Here is a 15,641-nt window from a genome sequence, read left to right as displayed (position 1 = left end):
AAATGGCATATGCTATTATATAAGTAGGCAGAAAGGAGACTCCGTATTGATAAAAGTTGAAAAAATTCCCGATGCACTTAATGGGTATTCTTACGCAGTTAGTTTTGCTGGCACAAAAAAGCAGTTTAATCCTTATATGAAAATCGTTGGTTCGATCATGGATAAAAAGTATGACTTTACACGAAATGCTTGGACATTTAAAGAACAACAATATCGTATACTGCAAGCATTGATCGATGAAGCTATGCCGAAGAAGAAAACTCCGGCTGCTATAATTTCTACCCAGCATAAAAACGTGCAAAATTATGATGATCTCGGTAATGATATGAAGTTACCACCATATGCGTATCAGAAAGAAACTATGAAGTTCGGTCTTGATACTTTTAATTCGCTTCTTATTTTGCCGTGTGGCAGCGGCAAGACTCCCATCGGTATTGGCCTATACTTAGAAGCGGTAAAACATGGTATAATCAAGGGGCAAGGTGTTGTTGTTGTAAAAGCATCACTAAAAACTCAATGGGCAAAAGAAGTAGAAAAGTTCTCAAACCTCAAGCCTGTTATTATTCAGACATCAAAAGACATAACCGCGTCTACAAGGGCTAAGATAGCGCGTCGAGAGGCAAAAATAAAACGTCTGCTACAAAAGCCTGATAGCAAAAAATTAATTACGGAACTTGAAAATGAAATTGTAAGCTTAAAACAAGATGCTAAACAGTTGTTTAAAGGGCAGTTTGAAAATGCAGATTTACTTGTCATGAACTACGAAACCCTTAATGATGCTAAGGTGCGCTCTGAACTTCATCGAATCAAACCCGAGTTTTTCTTTGTGGACGAAATTCATTATATCAAAAGTTCTGAAACCGATAGATCTAAATCTTTGTGTGAATTCGCAGACGCTAAATTTAAAGCTGGCGCTACTGCAACACCGATCCAGCGTGATCCGCGTGATATATACGGTATCTTTAAATTTATCAATCCAGCTGTATTTCCTAAGAAAGGCGATTTCGATCGCATATTCTTAAAATGGGCTGGCAGGGGCCGAGTAGTTGGCGGTAAAAACGAAAAGCTGTTAAATGAGAAGATTTCGCCATTCATGATTGTTAAAACCAAAGAGGAAATATCTAAGCAACTGCCGTCGCTTGTTGTTATGCAGCGTTATTGTGATCTTGAACCAGCTCAGGCTGAGATGACCGAACGATTAATGGAAGAGATCAAAGAGCTCAAGGAAAAAGAAGAACAATTATCTGTTAATATGACTGACACACAAGCAGCCTATGATCCAGAAATATTAAAGATTCAGGCAAATATATTGGCTCGACAAACATTTGCTCAAGAACTGACCGACTCGGAAGACTTACTTAGATTAAGCGATTCCGAAATGGCTAAAAGCTACGTTACTGATTCTAATGACAATAAAATGGATCTGCTCATCAACCTTTTGGAAGAGATCCTGGAATCCGATGAGAAAGCTTGCGTATTTAGTCGATTTGCTAGAATGCAAGATATTATCACGGCTCGAATTGAGAAGGAAGCTAAACATTCTGGTAGTATATTTAAAGGCCTTAAGATCGCCTATGTTAATGGCAAGCTTGACGACAAACGTCGCCACCAAGAAGTATATGACAAGTTCCGCGATACTGATGAGTATAAAATCTTACTCATGAGTGATGCCGGAGCTGAAGGAATAAACCTCTCAAAATGCAAATATGTAATTGAGATGGAACCGGCAGAGTCATATGCTATTCAAGTTCAAAGAATGGGCAGGGTAGAAAGAGCCGATTCAGCTCATGACACTGTGTTTGCATATCAACTTATCAGTAATGATTCTTGGGATGATATCGCTATGAAAATAATTAACAAGAAAGAAAAATACGACAACGATTTGATTAAAGGTGCTGCTGCTTATTATTGAGGTGATAATATGGTTCGCAAAAAAACACATGATGAATATATAATTGATCTATATATTAAACATGGTGGCGAGTATGTGGCTCTTGAGCAGTATACTGGAAATAAGACACTCACGATGCATAAACATACTGTGTGTGGCTACGAATGGCGCACATATCCAAACGCCATATTACGAGATTTAAAATGTCCTAAATGTTCTCGTCTAAAATCACATGAACAATACGTTCAGGAACTTGACGATACGGAATATGAAGTCCTAGAGAAATATCAAGGAAACAATATTAAAATTCTTCACCGCCATAAAATATGCGGTCACACATGGAAGGCTAGGCCACATGGTATCCACGAGCTTTCCTATTGCCCGGGATGTGTAGATAAAGGTAAAAGTGTAAGAAGAACCCACGAAGAGTATGTACGGCTACTAGCCAGCTCTGAGTACGAGATTTTGGGACAATACATAAATTCTAATACTCCTACGCCACACCGTCATAAAAAATGCGGGCATGAATGGAATCCGGAACCACGATGGATTTTAAGTGGGCACGGCTGCCCTGTATGTGCTATGACAGCCAGGACTTTTACTCATGAATGGTATTTATCTCAAATGGCAAATACGGAATACGAACCATTAGAAGAATATAAACTCTATGATGTTAAAATTCTTCATAGGCACAAAATTTGTGGCCACGAATGGGAAGTAAGACCCGATCAATTATTAACTGGCGCAACAGGGTGTCCAAATTGTGCATCTTCAAAAGGCGAAAAGAAAATAGAACAATGTTTAAGTACGCTTGGATTAAAACATAAAGCTCAATTCAAATTTCAAGATTGCAAAAATAAAATTCCACTTCCGTTTGATTTTATAGTGTTTCTTGGCAACTGTGTATTTTTTTTGATCGAGTTCGATGGAATACAACATTTTGAACCTATTACACATTGGGGTGGAGAGAAGCATTTTAGACAACGTCAAGTAAATGACGCCAAGAAAACAAGATATTGTCGATTTAAACAAATCCCGCTGTTAAGGATTCCATATTATGAAGTTAACAACATAGAGAAAATTATAATTGATTTTATTTATGCATTTTATTAAGTTTTATGAGGAGGTGATATTGTGAAGCGTATTTGGGAACAATGGCTTAAACGATTGTTTGGCAAAAATGCAATTGCATGTTGTCAGATCGACAACGTTCGTTACCATACAACGATATCCATCTAACTGCCTTCACACACGTCAGATAAAAAATTTACAGTAAAAGCTGAGTAAGGGGAAATTCTTGTGGCAGAAATGCCTGAATCAGTAATAATCGGGCCGTATATTTACTCTTTACGATATAGTATAAAACCGCTTGTTGCTAAAAACCGGGAATGTTCGGGAGTTATTAATTATCAAGATCAAACCATTCGAATTTTAAAGGAACGTGGTTTTCAAAAACGTCAGCAGGTCGTAATGCATGAAATTAGCCATGGCATTCATGACTATCGATCCTTTCAATTACTTAAGGCAAAAGCAGATAGTATAATCGATGAATTTGCTACAGGCGTACTGTCTGTGATTAAAAACAATCCCGGTTTGATGAATTGGTTCATACAGGAATCTGATGAAGACAGCCTACAATTGCCAGAAACTAAGGAAATGCCGACCACCGTAAGAGTAGGCCTATTTGACTATTCGATTGAAATAACTACAGAACCAATTTTGAATGACACTATTGAATGGACTAGCGATATAGATCATAATCTTCAAACTATCGTAATTACTAAAGATATTGGAACGCAGAAAATGCAACAGGCCTTGTTGTATCGAATCGGCCATGCTATACGTAATTATCGCTGTTTTGAGATAGAAGGTTCTGATGAAGAAGCTATTGTCGATGAGTTTGCGCATGGAATGTTATTAGTGATTAAACAAAATCCAAGTCTTATATCCTGGATAATATCAAATTAACCTATTGCGAAAACATGTTAAGTGAAGTAAACTATTGATGCGAACTCACTTAGCATGTCCTTTTACTTGTTAACTAAGGAGGAAACCTATGGATTATTTAACATGGGTTCAAAATACTTCCACGATATCCACTGTACAAGAGCGTATTAACTCCGATTGCGCTCATATTGTTAAAGCTTATTTTGGTCAAGCAGACGAATATGCTGTCGAGAAGTATTTGAAATCATATACTGAAAAATTCAAGTACCTTGAGAGCTTATTACTTCACCGGCGGAATATCGCTCCTGAAGATATCGAAAGCCAAATGGGCAATGCGCAATTCATAAAAGATTATCGGTGCAAACACGCTGAAGTAGAGAAGATCATGCTTTCTGAAGTCTCTCGTGAATTTCGCCATGCATTAACTTACCTGCCTTGTGTGCAGCTTCATGCAGTGCGACAATTTGTTTCGAAACAGGTATAACATCGCTTGCTTACTAAGAAAAAACGGAGGCAATTATGTCTACGAAAAAAGAAATATACAAAGACAATATGACAAAAGACGAGTATTTTTCTTCTGGCTTTTTAATACCACTTTTTTCAGGATTAGAAGATAAGTTTATTGGCCGAACCCGCTGGTGGGTGCCTAATTACTTTAAGGATGAAGTTCCTAACACTACTATCCCAAAAATTGATTGGATGGCATCAGCCGGCACTCTGCAGCGCAAAACAGTTGCTAAGCTGTTAAATGATTGTGTTATATACATGGGTAGTTTAGAGAAATTCTTATCATTTGTACTTTATAGCTTCAACCAATCAAATGAAGATCTATGGAAAACTGCTCAAGACGAAGAGCTACGACGCTGGGAAATTAATCTCAGAAAGGCTTTGCCTTTAATGTTAGAAGCGCCTTGGCCATATTTTACAGATCTTATTGAAGAGAATTCTAGCAAAAGTATGAAAGATGCCCATGGTTTCTTTGCTACTCCTATGCAGATAACTGTCATGATGGCCGAAATGCAACTGCGTGAGTTAAAAGACATATCGGCCAGTGTATATGATCCTTGCATTGGCACAGGAAATATGTTATTGGCAGCTAGTAACCATTCGATTAATTTATACGGACAAGATATTGGGCATACCGTTTTAATGGGATGTATGATACATATGCATTTGTACGTACCATGGGCAATAGCTCCACTTAAATGCTTAACAGCTAAACCAGTTGTCACGCAGGCCAATAGCTTAATCGAACAGAAAGTCTATCCCGATAAGCTTCCAGAAATTATAGTGCCAGTTAAAAAGCCTAGAAAGAAAAAGCAAGTTAGTTAACAACAGAAAAAGAGGTGATAGTTATGCCATATGTCTCAATATCTATTCCGCGTCAATGCGTTACCGCAGAAACGCTAGGATTGCTAGAAGAAGTTTTTAGCGAAGCTCGTTCTGTGTTTGATCAAGAATTAGATATTTTAACTCTTTCGGGTATGGATATTGCTTTAAATAAACTCGACAGAATAGAATGGTTTTTGATTGAAGAGGGTATTCCATTTAATCGCCATTCTGCTGATCCAGAAAAAGATCGAAAATTTCGACCAGGTATTGATAATGAAGAATCTATCATAGTGGAACTTAACTATATTGGCGGCCGTACAGTAATTGGGGTTGATGATGTTCGACAGATATTAGCGCTCCAAAACGATCCTTATGATATTATTCAAACTTTAAAAGAAGAATTGAACAAAATAGATCCAGAAATCAGTAGCCTTCAAGAATGGGCCGATGCAACCACTTCGATGACTACGACAACTGAAATTGACTTAGACAGATTCTCAGATATATTTTAAGGAGGCAAAATCATGTCAGAAATAGCATTAGAAACAGCAGAAGAATTTGCTATTCAAAGCTCGTTTCTTCAAAGTCTGCAAGAATCTATCGATGAACAAGAAATCATCGAATTAGGTCTTGATAAAATTGATGACACTTATTCCATAAAAGATATGGATCATGCTAATTATGTAGCTAAAAACTTACATACGATTCGTGAGAAAATGGAAGTCGTTAATCAAACGGCCAGCAATTCAATTGAATCGCATAAAAACAAAGTAGAAAAATGGCAAGTTGGGGAGCTAACTCCGTTACTAAGCGCTGAAGCCCGTCTTGTTGGGCTGCTCCAGGAATTTGCCAAACGTCAGCTAGAAGGCTCCAGTAAGAAGTCTATCAAGTTAGTTGAGGGAACCCTTGGTTTCCGTAAACAACCCGATAAATTCGATTATGACGACGAAGTGCTGCTAGCTTTCCTTCAGGTCGATCTACCTGATTATGTGAAACAAAAACCTCAAATCAATAAAGTCGATCTTAAGAAGGCCGGCGAGGCTAAAGAAGGACAATTCTTTGTGGCTGGCAAAGTAATTCCTGGAATTGTCGTTACTCCACAAAACGATAGTTTCGAGGTGAAGTAACATGAATATTATGCTTCATTGATATCTGTATCTCTGCTAAAAATACCTATAGGGGTTTCAAATTTTAAAAAAAATTTTGCGAGAAAATGGGATTTTAACTTTTTTCCCAGATTTCAAAAAAAGAGGTGACTGTTTTGAAAAAAGGAACACCGATGTTAGGCTTATGCCCTTCATGCAATCAAACTTCTTCTGTTAAAGAATGGAATGAGTTTACTGCAAAACATTTCGATGAAGGCATACAAGAATTAGATGAAGATCTTGTCGGAGAGTATCTTTATGACTGTCCAAAATGCGAACATGAAGTTTCTAGTTTAAAAATAAAACTCTCTACTAGTTCTTTTTATCCGGTTGCCGTAACACTGTCTTACACGGCTTACATCGATGCTGAGAGTGCAGAACATGCTCTGCGTATAGCAGAAAGCATGAGTGGAGAAGAACTTACTGCTCACATTGGTGAAAACCCTACTATCGAAATAGAAGCGAGCAACGATTAAAAGTGGAAGAATATCCATTACTGAAAAAAGCACTAGAGATAGTTACCATGGTAAAGGAATTTAATGGAGAATGTACCTGTGGCGATTGTCCTGTATGCGAAATACTAAAAGCTAAGAAAATAGTGCTTGAAGCAGAAGCTGAACAATGTAATATCAAACGCAGATAAAAATTTTCACTGTTTATACGGTAGATGAGAGGGGAGATTTCTCATGTGTTTTCTCAGAATTTCATTGCAAAAATAAAAGATGCTACTAATCTACTCAAAATAGTGGAAGAGCACGTTGAAGTTACTCCGGCCGGCCCTAATACATGGCAAAGCCGTTGTCCACATCCTGACCACAATGATTTTACTCCAAGCTTCCGCATATTCAGAAATAAAGAAAAGAGCGGAAAACATACTTGGTCCTGGGCATGTATGGGCTGCCATCAAGGAAAGAAAAGCTCTAAATTTAAAAATTACGGCAGTGATTGTTTTGCTTATATTCAATGGAGGTCGGATTATAAGGGTGCCAATAAGAAAATGAACTGGCGCGAAGCCATTGAGTATTTAGCTGATAAAGCCGGAATTAAGCTTGAAGAAGAAAAACATTCAAAAGTGTATCAGCATTTACGGCGGCAAGCAAATGCATACGCTGCTAATTTATTAGAGCCAGTTCGCGAATATCTGCATGGTCGAGGTCTTGACGATAAAGACCTCAAAGAATGGCTAATAGGCTTCAATTATGAGAAACGTATTAGTTTCCCGCTACCCGATCGTTATCGTCAAATAATAGGATTTTCCAATCGAAAGATTGGCTGCCATAATGAAAAAAATCCGAAGTACATAAACTCTCCTACATCTGAATGGTTTAACAAGAGTACTTATTTTTATGGCATACATTTGTATGATAGCGATTTTGAAGAGATCCGGATTACGGAAGGCACCTTGGATGTAATCTTAGGTAAGAAATACGGAGTTAAAAACTTGATGGCTCCGCTCGGTACATCATTTACTCAGGAGCATGCCGAGGCCATCAAAAACATGGATAAAATACCATGTTTTTGTATGGATGGTGATGATGCCGGTGAAAAATCCATCAGACGATCCATCGATATGTTAGCAGAGATGGATATATACTCCAAGGTTTTACTCTTACCAACCGGCATGGATATGGCCGACTTATCTAATATGCTTAAGGATGATGTAGAATCATATATTCAAGATAACTCGATGACTTACTGGCAGTATCAAATGAAAGATATCATAACACAGTATGATGCGAAAATGAACGAACTTAGAATGAAACTCTATCCCTCGATTAAAAAGATCATTAACAGCATTCAAACTGAAAATGAATTAGTCGTAATGAAAAACTTTGTAAAAAGCAGGGTAGGGTTAGAGCTATGAGTTGTTTAATCGAACGTTATATTGGTAATCTTAGAAATCTTTCAAATTCAGATACTTATATGTCTCAGTGGTCCCCCGAAAACAAAGCTCGACTGCCATCATTAAGGTTCGAAGATGGGTATGTTAATTGCGGCACTGAAGCTGTAGCTGAAGCATTGTTTTGGTATAACCGCGATAGCAATGAAAATATTCAAGCACTTTTTGAAGCAAAACTAATTGCAAGCATTCCGCCTCATCTTGAACATCACTTGACAATTGAATGTTCTTACTGTGTAGATGGTTTATGGACACCTTATCAATTAATGAATGAGCATAATTACATTCAAGCCGCAACTTCTCGGATGAAAAAAGGAACATTAAGTGGAATCAGTAATTCCGGTGAACTTGCTGAAACAACGCATTACGCCAGGGTGAGGGTTAAACTTTTTGTAAGTCCTAGTTCTCCTGCAGGACAAGTTGATTTCAAAATTGCGGTTGCTGTCCCTATGAGAAAGGAAGTAGAAAATGATTTGTCATGGTTGCGATCTAACTTCAATTTGCAAAGTATTTGAAATGGCAACTAGCATGTCTCCTGCTATCAAGATAGTGGTGCATGACTGTTACCTATGCTCGAACAATAAAGTCGCTGCTATAAGCTCGCAAGCGGCAAATGTAAGTCAACCGGAAGTACGACCACAAAGAACCTTGGCTGATATCTCAGAAAAGATTAAAGAAATAACAAAACCGGTTGTTGCCGACAAACTCGACGAGACCGTAAAAAGCGATGATGCATATGTCGAATGTTCTAGCTGCAAAACAAAAATTTTTGAAGCAGAAGCTATTAAATGCTCTGCTTGTGGAATAATTATTTGCGAAGGCTGTGCAACTCACGACATGGGCACAAAAAAAGCTTACTGCGAATCGTGCTGGGACGATATCCCAGCAGTTCCGCTACAAGATTAAGCCTCGCATAAGGAGGATAACATGGATCTAATAACTCTAATGCTTTCAAGACGAATAGGAAATCTCGAAGAAAGAGATTGGGAAAAAGTTCTTGCTGGCACTCATGAGTCTTTGAATATCAAAAAAAGTGGACAAGGCATGTTGATGTTAAATAATAACGTCATTATAAAATGTGTTATTGACTATTACAGACAACCTTCTGATCCAAACAAAAAGATCAAACATAGCAACGCTGCCCTTAAATGCCATTATGTTCAAGAAAATTTGAACATAGTAGGGTTAGATGCATATCAATGTGAGCTGTGTCATTTACGATGTCTTAACAGGAAAAAAACTCATGATTTAATACGAGCTCCTTTTGTGAAATAAACCTCTACAGTCAGTAATATGATTGTCGAGGCTAACAAAAAGCTAGCCATCAAAGAAGAAGATGTGGTAACATGTCTTCAGAAATAATATGGCAAACAAAAAATAAAAGAAAAGGTTGATGATTAATATGAACAAAACTGATTTAGTAAAGGTAGTAGCCCAGAAAGCTGATATGACTCAAAAGGATGTAGAAAAAGTAATTACCCATATGCTTGGCAGTATTAGCGATGCATTGGTTGATAATGAAGCTGTACAATTGATTGGTTTTGGCACGTTCGAAGTAAAAACTCGTGATGAGCGTAAGGGCCGTAACCCTCAGACCGGTGCTGAAATTACTATTGCTGCATCGAAAAATCCAACGTTCAAGGCTGGTAAATGCTTAAAAGAGGCTGTGAACGCGTAATGGAAATCGAAAGAGGCAAATTTCTAGTGGAAGAAGAATGGATCTAGCAAGATAAGGGCGGTAACTCCCGCCCTTTCTTATCCACTAGGCTTTTACAAGGAGTAAAAACATGTACCAAAAAGATCCGTTTTTAAAGAAGCAGCTGGAAGCTAAATATGGCAATGAACAGGTGTTTGCTGTTCCATTAAACGAAACTCTACATATTGATGATAGGTTCACAGAGAATTATAAAGAAATACTTTGTGATGCTGACTTGTTAACCTTACGGCAATGGGATGCTAAGGGGAAATTTATCTTGCGTAGCGACGCTGAGTACGATCCAACTTTACAGCAACTTATTCCTTATGTGCTAATTCAAGATGTGACAGGTACTAAATTCTATGTATCACGTCGAATCGCTGGAGAGGAACGCCTCAAAAACACCTTGAGCCTTGGCTTCGGTGGTCATATTAATCCCATAGATGGCACACGGGATATCATCATGAAATCTTTTGAACGCGAGCTTAATGAAGAAGTGTTCATCAAACGGAAAAAAGTACCGACAAGGTTTTTAGGGTATGTCAGAGACTTAAGTAGTCCTACAAAAGATCATTTAGGCTTTGCCTTTGCTGTTACAGCTAGGTATGTAAAAATCAAAGAATACAATGTGTTAGAAGGTTCTTGGATGACGTTGCAGGACTTAGTAGATAACTATTATAAGTTTGAAGGCTGGGCCAGATATGTTATTGACTATCTGTTTGAGGCACAACAGAAAAAGCTCGCTTAATTTTTTCTATAATCCTCTTTTCACTTCAGATAAAATAGCATAGTCTTTCTGCGGTACTATGCTATGACATTCTAAAAAGAGGAGGCAGATCATGCTAACTGTCGTAAAACGTGATGGCCGTAAAATGGCTTTTGATGGTCAAAAGATTGTCAATGCAATTCAAGCAGCAGCGCTTGCTGCTGGCGAAGAAGTAAAACCTACCTTTTGTGAAGCTGTAGCTGAATCAGTTTCATTATTACCAGACGAACTCACGATTAATCAGATTCAAGAACATGTCGAAGATCAACTGATGAAAAGCAAATATGTAAGTACAGCAAAAAAATATATTGTCTATCGCGATCGTCGCGATAAGGACCGTGTAAAATCCTCACATCAAATCAAAACTTTTAATGAAATTGTAGAAGTAGCTGTTAACGATGTCAACCGCGATAACGCAAACATCAACGCAGCCACACCCGCCGGCATGATGATGAAATTTGCAAGTGAAACTACAAAAGAGTATACACTTGATTATTTAATGAATCCAGAGCATGCTCAGGCTCATCGTGTAGGGAGAATCCATGCCCACGATTTGGATTACTACCCAACTGGCTCTGAAACCTGCACAATGATCGATTTGATCGAGGTCTTACGTGGAGGCTTTAACAATAGCGATGGTTCTGTCCGTGAACCAAAATCAATTCGGACAGCAGCGCAGTTAGCTGCTATTGTTTTACAGAGTAACCAAAATGAGCAACACGGTGGCCAAGCATTCGGTAACTTTGATTTCGCTATGGCTATCTATGTTCGTAAAAGCTTCAAGATGCACTTTGTTGATGCTTATGAATTCTTATACGAAAAAGACTTTGATCTTGCTATCGATAGTATCTACATAGATAATAAAGCAATCGAAGTATTTTATCCTAAGGTTTACAGCAAAGCATTGGCCGCAACTAAAGAAGAAACTTATCAAGCAATGGAAGCTTTTTTACATAATATGGTATCAATGCATTCAAGAGGTAAACAAAACTGCCTCGCCGCATAGAAATATGCGGGCAACGAGTGGGGAAATTCGAAGAAGGCTAACCGCGAAAGCGCAAGCTAACATCGAGGTAACTGATGGGATTAACAAACTATCGGAACCGTAACGCATAGGAGTTGAAACTGCATAAATTGTTTTTAATAACACGATGTTTTTCGAGGTGGTTATATGAACGGTACGATTTATATTATTAAAAACAAAATCAATTCTAAGATTTATATTGGTCAAACAATCAGATTAGCACAAGTTAGATTTAACCAACATTGTAAAAAATCAAGCAGCCAAAGTCATTTAATAACTAGAGCCATCAGTTCTTATGGTAAAGAAAATTTCTTTTACGAGATTTTAGAAACAAATATTGAGACATATGAAGAACTGAACGCCAAAGAAGAATATTATATCGAATCTTATAAAGCATTGCATCCAAATGGATACAATTTATCTCCAGGCGGAGCTAAATGGAGAAAGCGACCAAAGCTTGATGCAATGCAAGAGAACGAAGTAATAGAAGAATATTTAAACGGCTTTTCTGCTAGAGAAATTGGTTTAAAATACAATATTAATCACAAATCTATATTTGCTATTTTGGATAAACATGATATTGAACGACGAAAGAAAACTTTAAAATTACCAAACAGAACTTCAATCGTCACCGAAGAAATCATGATTGACCTATATTTAAACAAGAAAATGAAAATTAAGGATATAGCTTCTGATTTGGGTGTTTGTAACAGAACAATTAATGAAGCTAAAAGAAGATACGGTTTATGCAGAATATAATACTGAATCATTTGATTCTGTTAGCGCATAAGTGCTAACACCCACGAGTCTCCGCTAACCTAAACCATGTGAGGCAATGTTAAAAACATTGATCGCAAATGCAGCGATTTGGTAGGTAAAAATGTATGCTGAGCCGGACCAGAAATGACTGGTCGATAACCAATGAGCAAAAGCTCCGGAAGTATCGGATAAAAAGCCGGTACGATAACAACCCTGGGTGCTCAAGTAGTATTTTCGAGTATCAACTACGGTACCGATACAAGTACTGAAGCTCGTATAGTTATGGATGCTCTTCTTGAAGTAACTAATCGTGGTGTTGGTGATAATGGAGAAACCTTTATCTTCCCCATACAGATCTTAAAAGTTAAAGACGGTATTAATTTCAGTGAAAGTGACTGGCAGAAAGCTATCCTGAATTGGGATAAGGCTATGGCCGGCGAAATGGAATTCACCGCACCCAATTTTGATTTATTTTTAAAAGCTTGCAAAGTAAGCGCTCGTCGCTTGTTTCCGAACTTCGAATTCCTTGATGCCACATTTAATAGACATGATCAATGGCGTTTTGATGATTCCGAAAGATGGCGACATGAAGTTTGCACGATGGGCTGCCGCACAAGAATTTTCGATGATATCTTTGGACCAAAGACATCGATGTCTCGTGGTAACATTAGCTTTACGACAGTTAACATGGTACGCTTAGCTATTAAGGCTAAGCAAGCTGCAGAGCAATTCTTCGAGAAAGAAATTATTTCTCATGGCTACACTAAATTTAAAAGTAATGTAGAGTCCATGTCTATTGAGTTATTTAACACTAGCCTAGACGAATTGTTATCTCTTGCGGCAGAACAACTCTATGCTCGATTCAAATTCCAGGGAAAACGAAAAGCAAAACAGTTCCCGTTCTTGTTTGGGCAAAACCTCTGGAAAGGGGGAGCCGAACTTAGCCCTAATGACCCGGTCGAAGAAGTGATCAAACACGGAACACTATCTATTGGTTTCATCGGCTTAGCGGAAACTCTTGTTATGCTTATTGGTGAGCATCACGGCCAGTCTAAACGAGCTCATAAACTCGGCATTGAAATCGTTAGTTCGATGCGTCACTTCTGTAATAAATGCACCGAGAAATACAATCTTAACTTTAGTTTATTAGCAACGCCGGCCGAAGGATTATCTGGTAGGTTTGTTGCTATAGACCGTAAAAAGTTTGGTATAATTGAAGGTGTAACAGACCGTGAATACTACACAAACTCGTGTCATATTCCAGTTTATTATCCCATTACCGCTTTTGAAAAAATCAGAATCGAATCTGAATATCATAAGTATACTAATGCTGGTCACATACTCTACGTAGAGATGGATGCCGAAGCAAAGAAAAACGTCTTAGCATTTGCTATGCTGATTCGTCAGATGTTTTACTCGGATACCGGATACGGTGCTATTAATCATGAAATCAAAAAATGTCTCGTATGTGGTTATGAAGGGACCTTTGAAGGCGCTTGCCCTATTTGTGGCGAAGCGGAGATGGTACATTCATTGGCTAGAATAACGGGCTATCTCGTAGGTGATTGTGAATCGCGGTGGTCGTCACACAAATTGGCGGAAAAACGTGACAGACTAAAGCATAATATGTTAGCAAGTGACTATGGAACAGCTAATCAAGCATCATAGCTGTCCACTTTTATAGTTAAAAGCAATCCTTTTAACTTTACTCATGCCAATTGTGGTATGTGTCATTACTATAACAGCACACCGCCAGCACCAACTCTCAAAAATTGTCACCAGCACGATACGCTAGTAGCTTGGTCCAGGAAAAATTTTAAAACTGATTGGAAAGACTAATACAATGCTGGCTTCCGTAAATAAAACGGGGGCTGGCATTTTTACTTGCTAACTTGTTAAGTTTAGCTTTACATCGGTTAGCAAGTCGGTTAATATATTATACAGAGGAGAAAAAATTATGTTCCCTCCGCATCAGAAAAAATTTGTAGATGAATCTACTAAGCTAATCAAAGGCCAACTAGTAAAAATGGGCGTCGTTATTAGCAGACCGGAGAGATTGAAAGATACTCTCTTACAGATAGGAATACTGTATCATGAGCTCAAAAAAGAAGAAGAAGTCTAGGAGGATTACATTATGGATAATAAAACACCAAAAATAATTCCGATCAGAAAATCCAGCGTTGTAGAAACGCTTAAAGTGTTACTAGAAACGGCTCAGCAAGGCAAAATTAAAAGCTTTATTGCTTCAGGCTTTGAAGAAGACGGAAGTGTTTTTATTGCTGTTGTTGGCGCCGATCCTATTGAACATCATACTCTTGTTAGCTATCTGAATGCTAACGCTATTGTTCGCACAGTAGAGACGGGACAATACTAATACATAAACGGAGGTTTGAATGAGAATTTTACGCACTTTCAGAGAAACGTGTGCCGACGGTCCTGGCATACGCTATGCAATATATGTGGCCGGCTGCGATCTGGGTTGTGAAGATTGTCAAAACCAAGACAGCTGGATCTTTAATCAAGGTGAGCTATTAACTTTAAATACTCTGGCCAGAATCAAACACGAAATTAGAACTAATCCTATGATATCTGGGATTACAATCAGTGGCGGTGATCCGCTACATATAGATAACGCACATGGCACTATGATTCTTTTAGAATCTTTGCTCGAACTTAAAAAGCACACAATGGTATTTACCGGCAGAACTCTGGAACAAATTCTTGACAAGCCCTGGGAAATTGCTCGGATAGAATGCTTAAAATATATAGATATTCTAGTCGATGGACCGTTCGTTAAAAGTTTGCGCGACGTATCGGGTTTTAGAGGATCTACTAATCAAAGATTTATCAAAACTAAAGACATGTGGAGCAACGGAGATTTACGAAAAAGTATGATAAAGAATTATATTGTTAACGATATATGATGACAGCTATTCCGCTCTATTAGTTTCGATATTTAATGAAGTTGATCCCGATATCGCATTCGATATTATTCAAAAGGGAAAAAGCAAACGGTTTATCGAACAGCATACCAAATGCAAAATTACATCCGATGATGTTAAAGAAATGATCCGGCTTAAAAAGACCATGACTTATAAGCAAATCGGTGCAAAGTATGGGATATCTGATAAAAATGCTTACTCTTACATGAAACGATTAAAAAACACAGAGAGGAGATAAA

General features: G+C 38.0%; 20 protein-coding genes. All 20 read left to right on the top strand.

Translation table 11 applies throughout. The features are described from left to right. Window positions 1–46: 46 nt before the first annotated feature. Complete coding sequence (locus tag ACZ449_RS01415; protein ID WP_464256726.1) at window positions 47–1,912, top strand: SNF2-related protein; 1,866 nt, start codon at window positions 47–49, stop codon at window positions 1,910–1,912. Between the two features lie 9 nt (window positions 1,913–1,921). Further along, the gene (locus tag ACZ449_RS01410) at window positions 1,922–3,004 is read left to right on the top strand and encodes a hypothetical protein (RefSeq protein WP_464256725.1); all 1,083 of its coding nucleotides are present in this window, start codon (window positions 1,922–1,924) and stop codon (window positions 3,002–3,004) included. Between the two features lie 186 nt (window positions 3,005–3,190). After that, a complete protein-coding gene (locus ACZ449_RS01405) occupies window positions 3,191–3,859 on the top strand; it encodes a hypothetical protein (RefSeq protein ID WP_464256724.1) in 669 nt (222 codons plus the stop codon). Window positions 3,860–3,947: 88 nt separating this feature from the next. Continuing rightward, on the top strand, window positions 3,948–4,322 hold the full coding sequence (locus ACZ449_RS01400; protein WP_464256723.1) for a hypothetical protein: 375 nt from the start codon (window positions 3,948–3,950) through the stop codon (window positions 4,320–4,322). A 35-nt stretch (window positions 4,323–4,357) separates the two neighbouring features. Further along, window positions 4,358–5,170, top strand: coding sequence for an N-6 DNA methylase (locus tag ACZ449_RS01395; RefSeq protein ID WP_464256722.1), 813 nt, complete (start codon window positions 4,358–4,360; stop codon window positions 5,168–5,170). A 23-nt stretch (window positions 5,171–5,193) separates the two neighbouring features. Then, on the top strand, window positions 5,194–5,682 hold the full coding sequence (locus ACZ449_RS01390) for a hypothetical protein (RefSeq protein ID WP_464256721.1): 489 nt from the start codon (window positions 5,194–5,196) through the stop codon (window positions 5,680–5,682). 12 nt (window positions 5,683–5,694) lie between these two features. Then, complete coding sequence (locus tag ACZ449_RS01385; RefSeq protein ID WP_464256720.1) at window positions 5,695–6,297, top strand: host-nuclease inhibitor Gam family protein; 603 nt, start codon at window positions 5,695–5,697, stop codon at window positions 6,295–6,297. A gap of 134 nt (window positions 6,298–6,431) precedes the next feature. Then, entirely contained in the window at window positions 6,432–6,791 is a 360-nt protein-coding gene (locus ACZ449_RS01380; protein WP_464256719.1) for a hypothetical protein, read from the top strand. Between the two features lie 212 nt (window positions 6,792–7,003). Beyond that, on the top strand, window positions 7,004–8,179 hold the full coding sequence (locus tag ACZ449_RS01375) for a toprim domain-containing protein (protein ID WP_464256718.1): 1,176 nt from the start codon (window positions 7,004–7,006) through the stop codon (window positions 8,177–8,179). Next, the gene (locus ACZ449_RS01370; protein WP_464256717.1) at window positions 8,176–8,730 is read left to right on the top strand and encodes a hypothetical protein; all 555 of its coding nucleotides are present in this window, start codon (window positions 8,176–8,178) and stop codon (window positions 8,728–8,730) included. Before ACZ449_RS01375 ends, ACZ449_RS01370 begins: the two co-directional genes overlap by 4 nt. Then, window positions 8,684–9,121 carry a hypothetical protein gene (locus ACZ449_RS01365; protein ID WP_464256716.1) on the top strand — a complete coding sequence of 146 codons (438 nt, stop codon included), beginning with the start codon at window positions 8,684–8,686 and terminating at the stop codon, window positions 9,119–9,121. Before ACZ449_RS01370 ends, ACZ449_RS01365 begins: the two co-directional genes overlap by 47 nt. Before the next feature lie 21 nt (window positions 9,122–9,142). Next, entirely contained in the window at window positions 9,143–9,490 is a 348-nt protein-coding gene (locus tag ACZ449_RS01360) for a hypothetical protein (RefSeq protein ID WP_464256715.1), read from the top strand. 127 nt (window positions 9,491–9,617) lie between these two features. Beyond that, window positions 9,618–9,893: an HU family DNA-binding protein gene (locus ACZ449_RS01355; protein WP_464256714.1), complete on the top strand. Its 276-nt coding sequence runs from the start codon at window positions 9,618–9,620 to the stop codon at window positions 9,891–9,893. A gap of 109 nt (window positions 9,894–10,002) precedes the next feature. Continuing rightward, complete coding sequence (locus ACZ449_RS01350) at window positions 10,003–10,659, top strand: hypothetical protein (RefSeq protein ID WP_464256713.1); 657 nt, start codon at window positions 10,003–10,005, stop codon at window positions 10,657–10,659. 91 nt (window positions 10,660–10,750) lie between these two features. Then, window positions 10,751–11,683 carry an anaerobic ribonucleoside-triphosphate reductase gene (gene nrdD / locus ACZ449_RS01345; protein ID WP_464256712.1) on the top strand — a complete coding sequence of 311 codons (933 nt, stop codon included), beginning with the start codon at window positions 10,751–10,753 and terminating at the stop codon, window positions 11,681–11,683. A gap of 165 nt (window positions 11,684–11,848) precedes the next feature. Further along, a complete protein-coding gene (locus ACZ449_RS01340) occupies window positions 11,849–12,460 on the top strand; it encodes a GIY-YIG nuclease family protein (protein ID WP_464256711.1) in 612 nt (203 codons plus the stop codon). A gap of 204 nt (window positions 12,461–12,664) precedes the next feature. After that, window positions 12,665–14,128, top strand: coding sequence for an anaerobic ribonucleoside-triphosphate reductase (gene nrdD, locus ACZ449_RS01335; RefSeq protein ID WP_464256893.1), 1,464 nt, complete (start codon window positions 12,665–12,667; stop codon window positions 14,126–14,128). 289 nt (window positions 14,129–14,417) lie between these two features. Further along, window positions 14,418–14,582 (top strand): hypothetical protein, encoded by a 165-nt coding sequence (locus ACZ449_RS01330; protein ID WP_464256710.1) that lies wholly within the window; start codon window positions 14,418–14,420, stop codon window positions 14,580–14,582. 12 nt (window positions 14,583–14,594) lie between these two features. Then, on the top strand, window positions 14,595–14,834 hold the full coding sequence (locus tag ACZ449_RS01325) for a hypothetical protein (protein ID WP_464256709.1): 240 nt from the start codon (window positions 14,595–14,597) through the stop codon (window positions 14,832–14,834). Between the two features lie 19 nt (window positions 14,835–14,853). Next, entirely contained in the window at window positions 14,854–15,384 is a 531-nt protein-coding gene (locus ACZ449_RS01320; RefSeq protein ID WP_464256708.1) for a 4Fe-4S cluster-binding domain-containing protein, read from the top strand. Window positions 15,385–15,641: the final 257 nt, after the last annotated feature.

This window comes from Desulfosporomusa polytropa (assembly GCF_055380075.1).
This window is presented reverse-complemented; position numbering and strand designations above follow the sequence as displayed.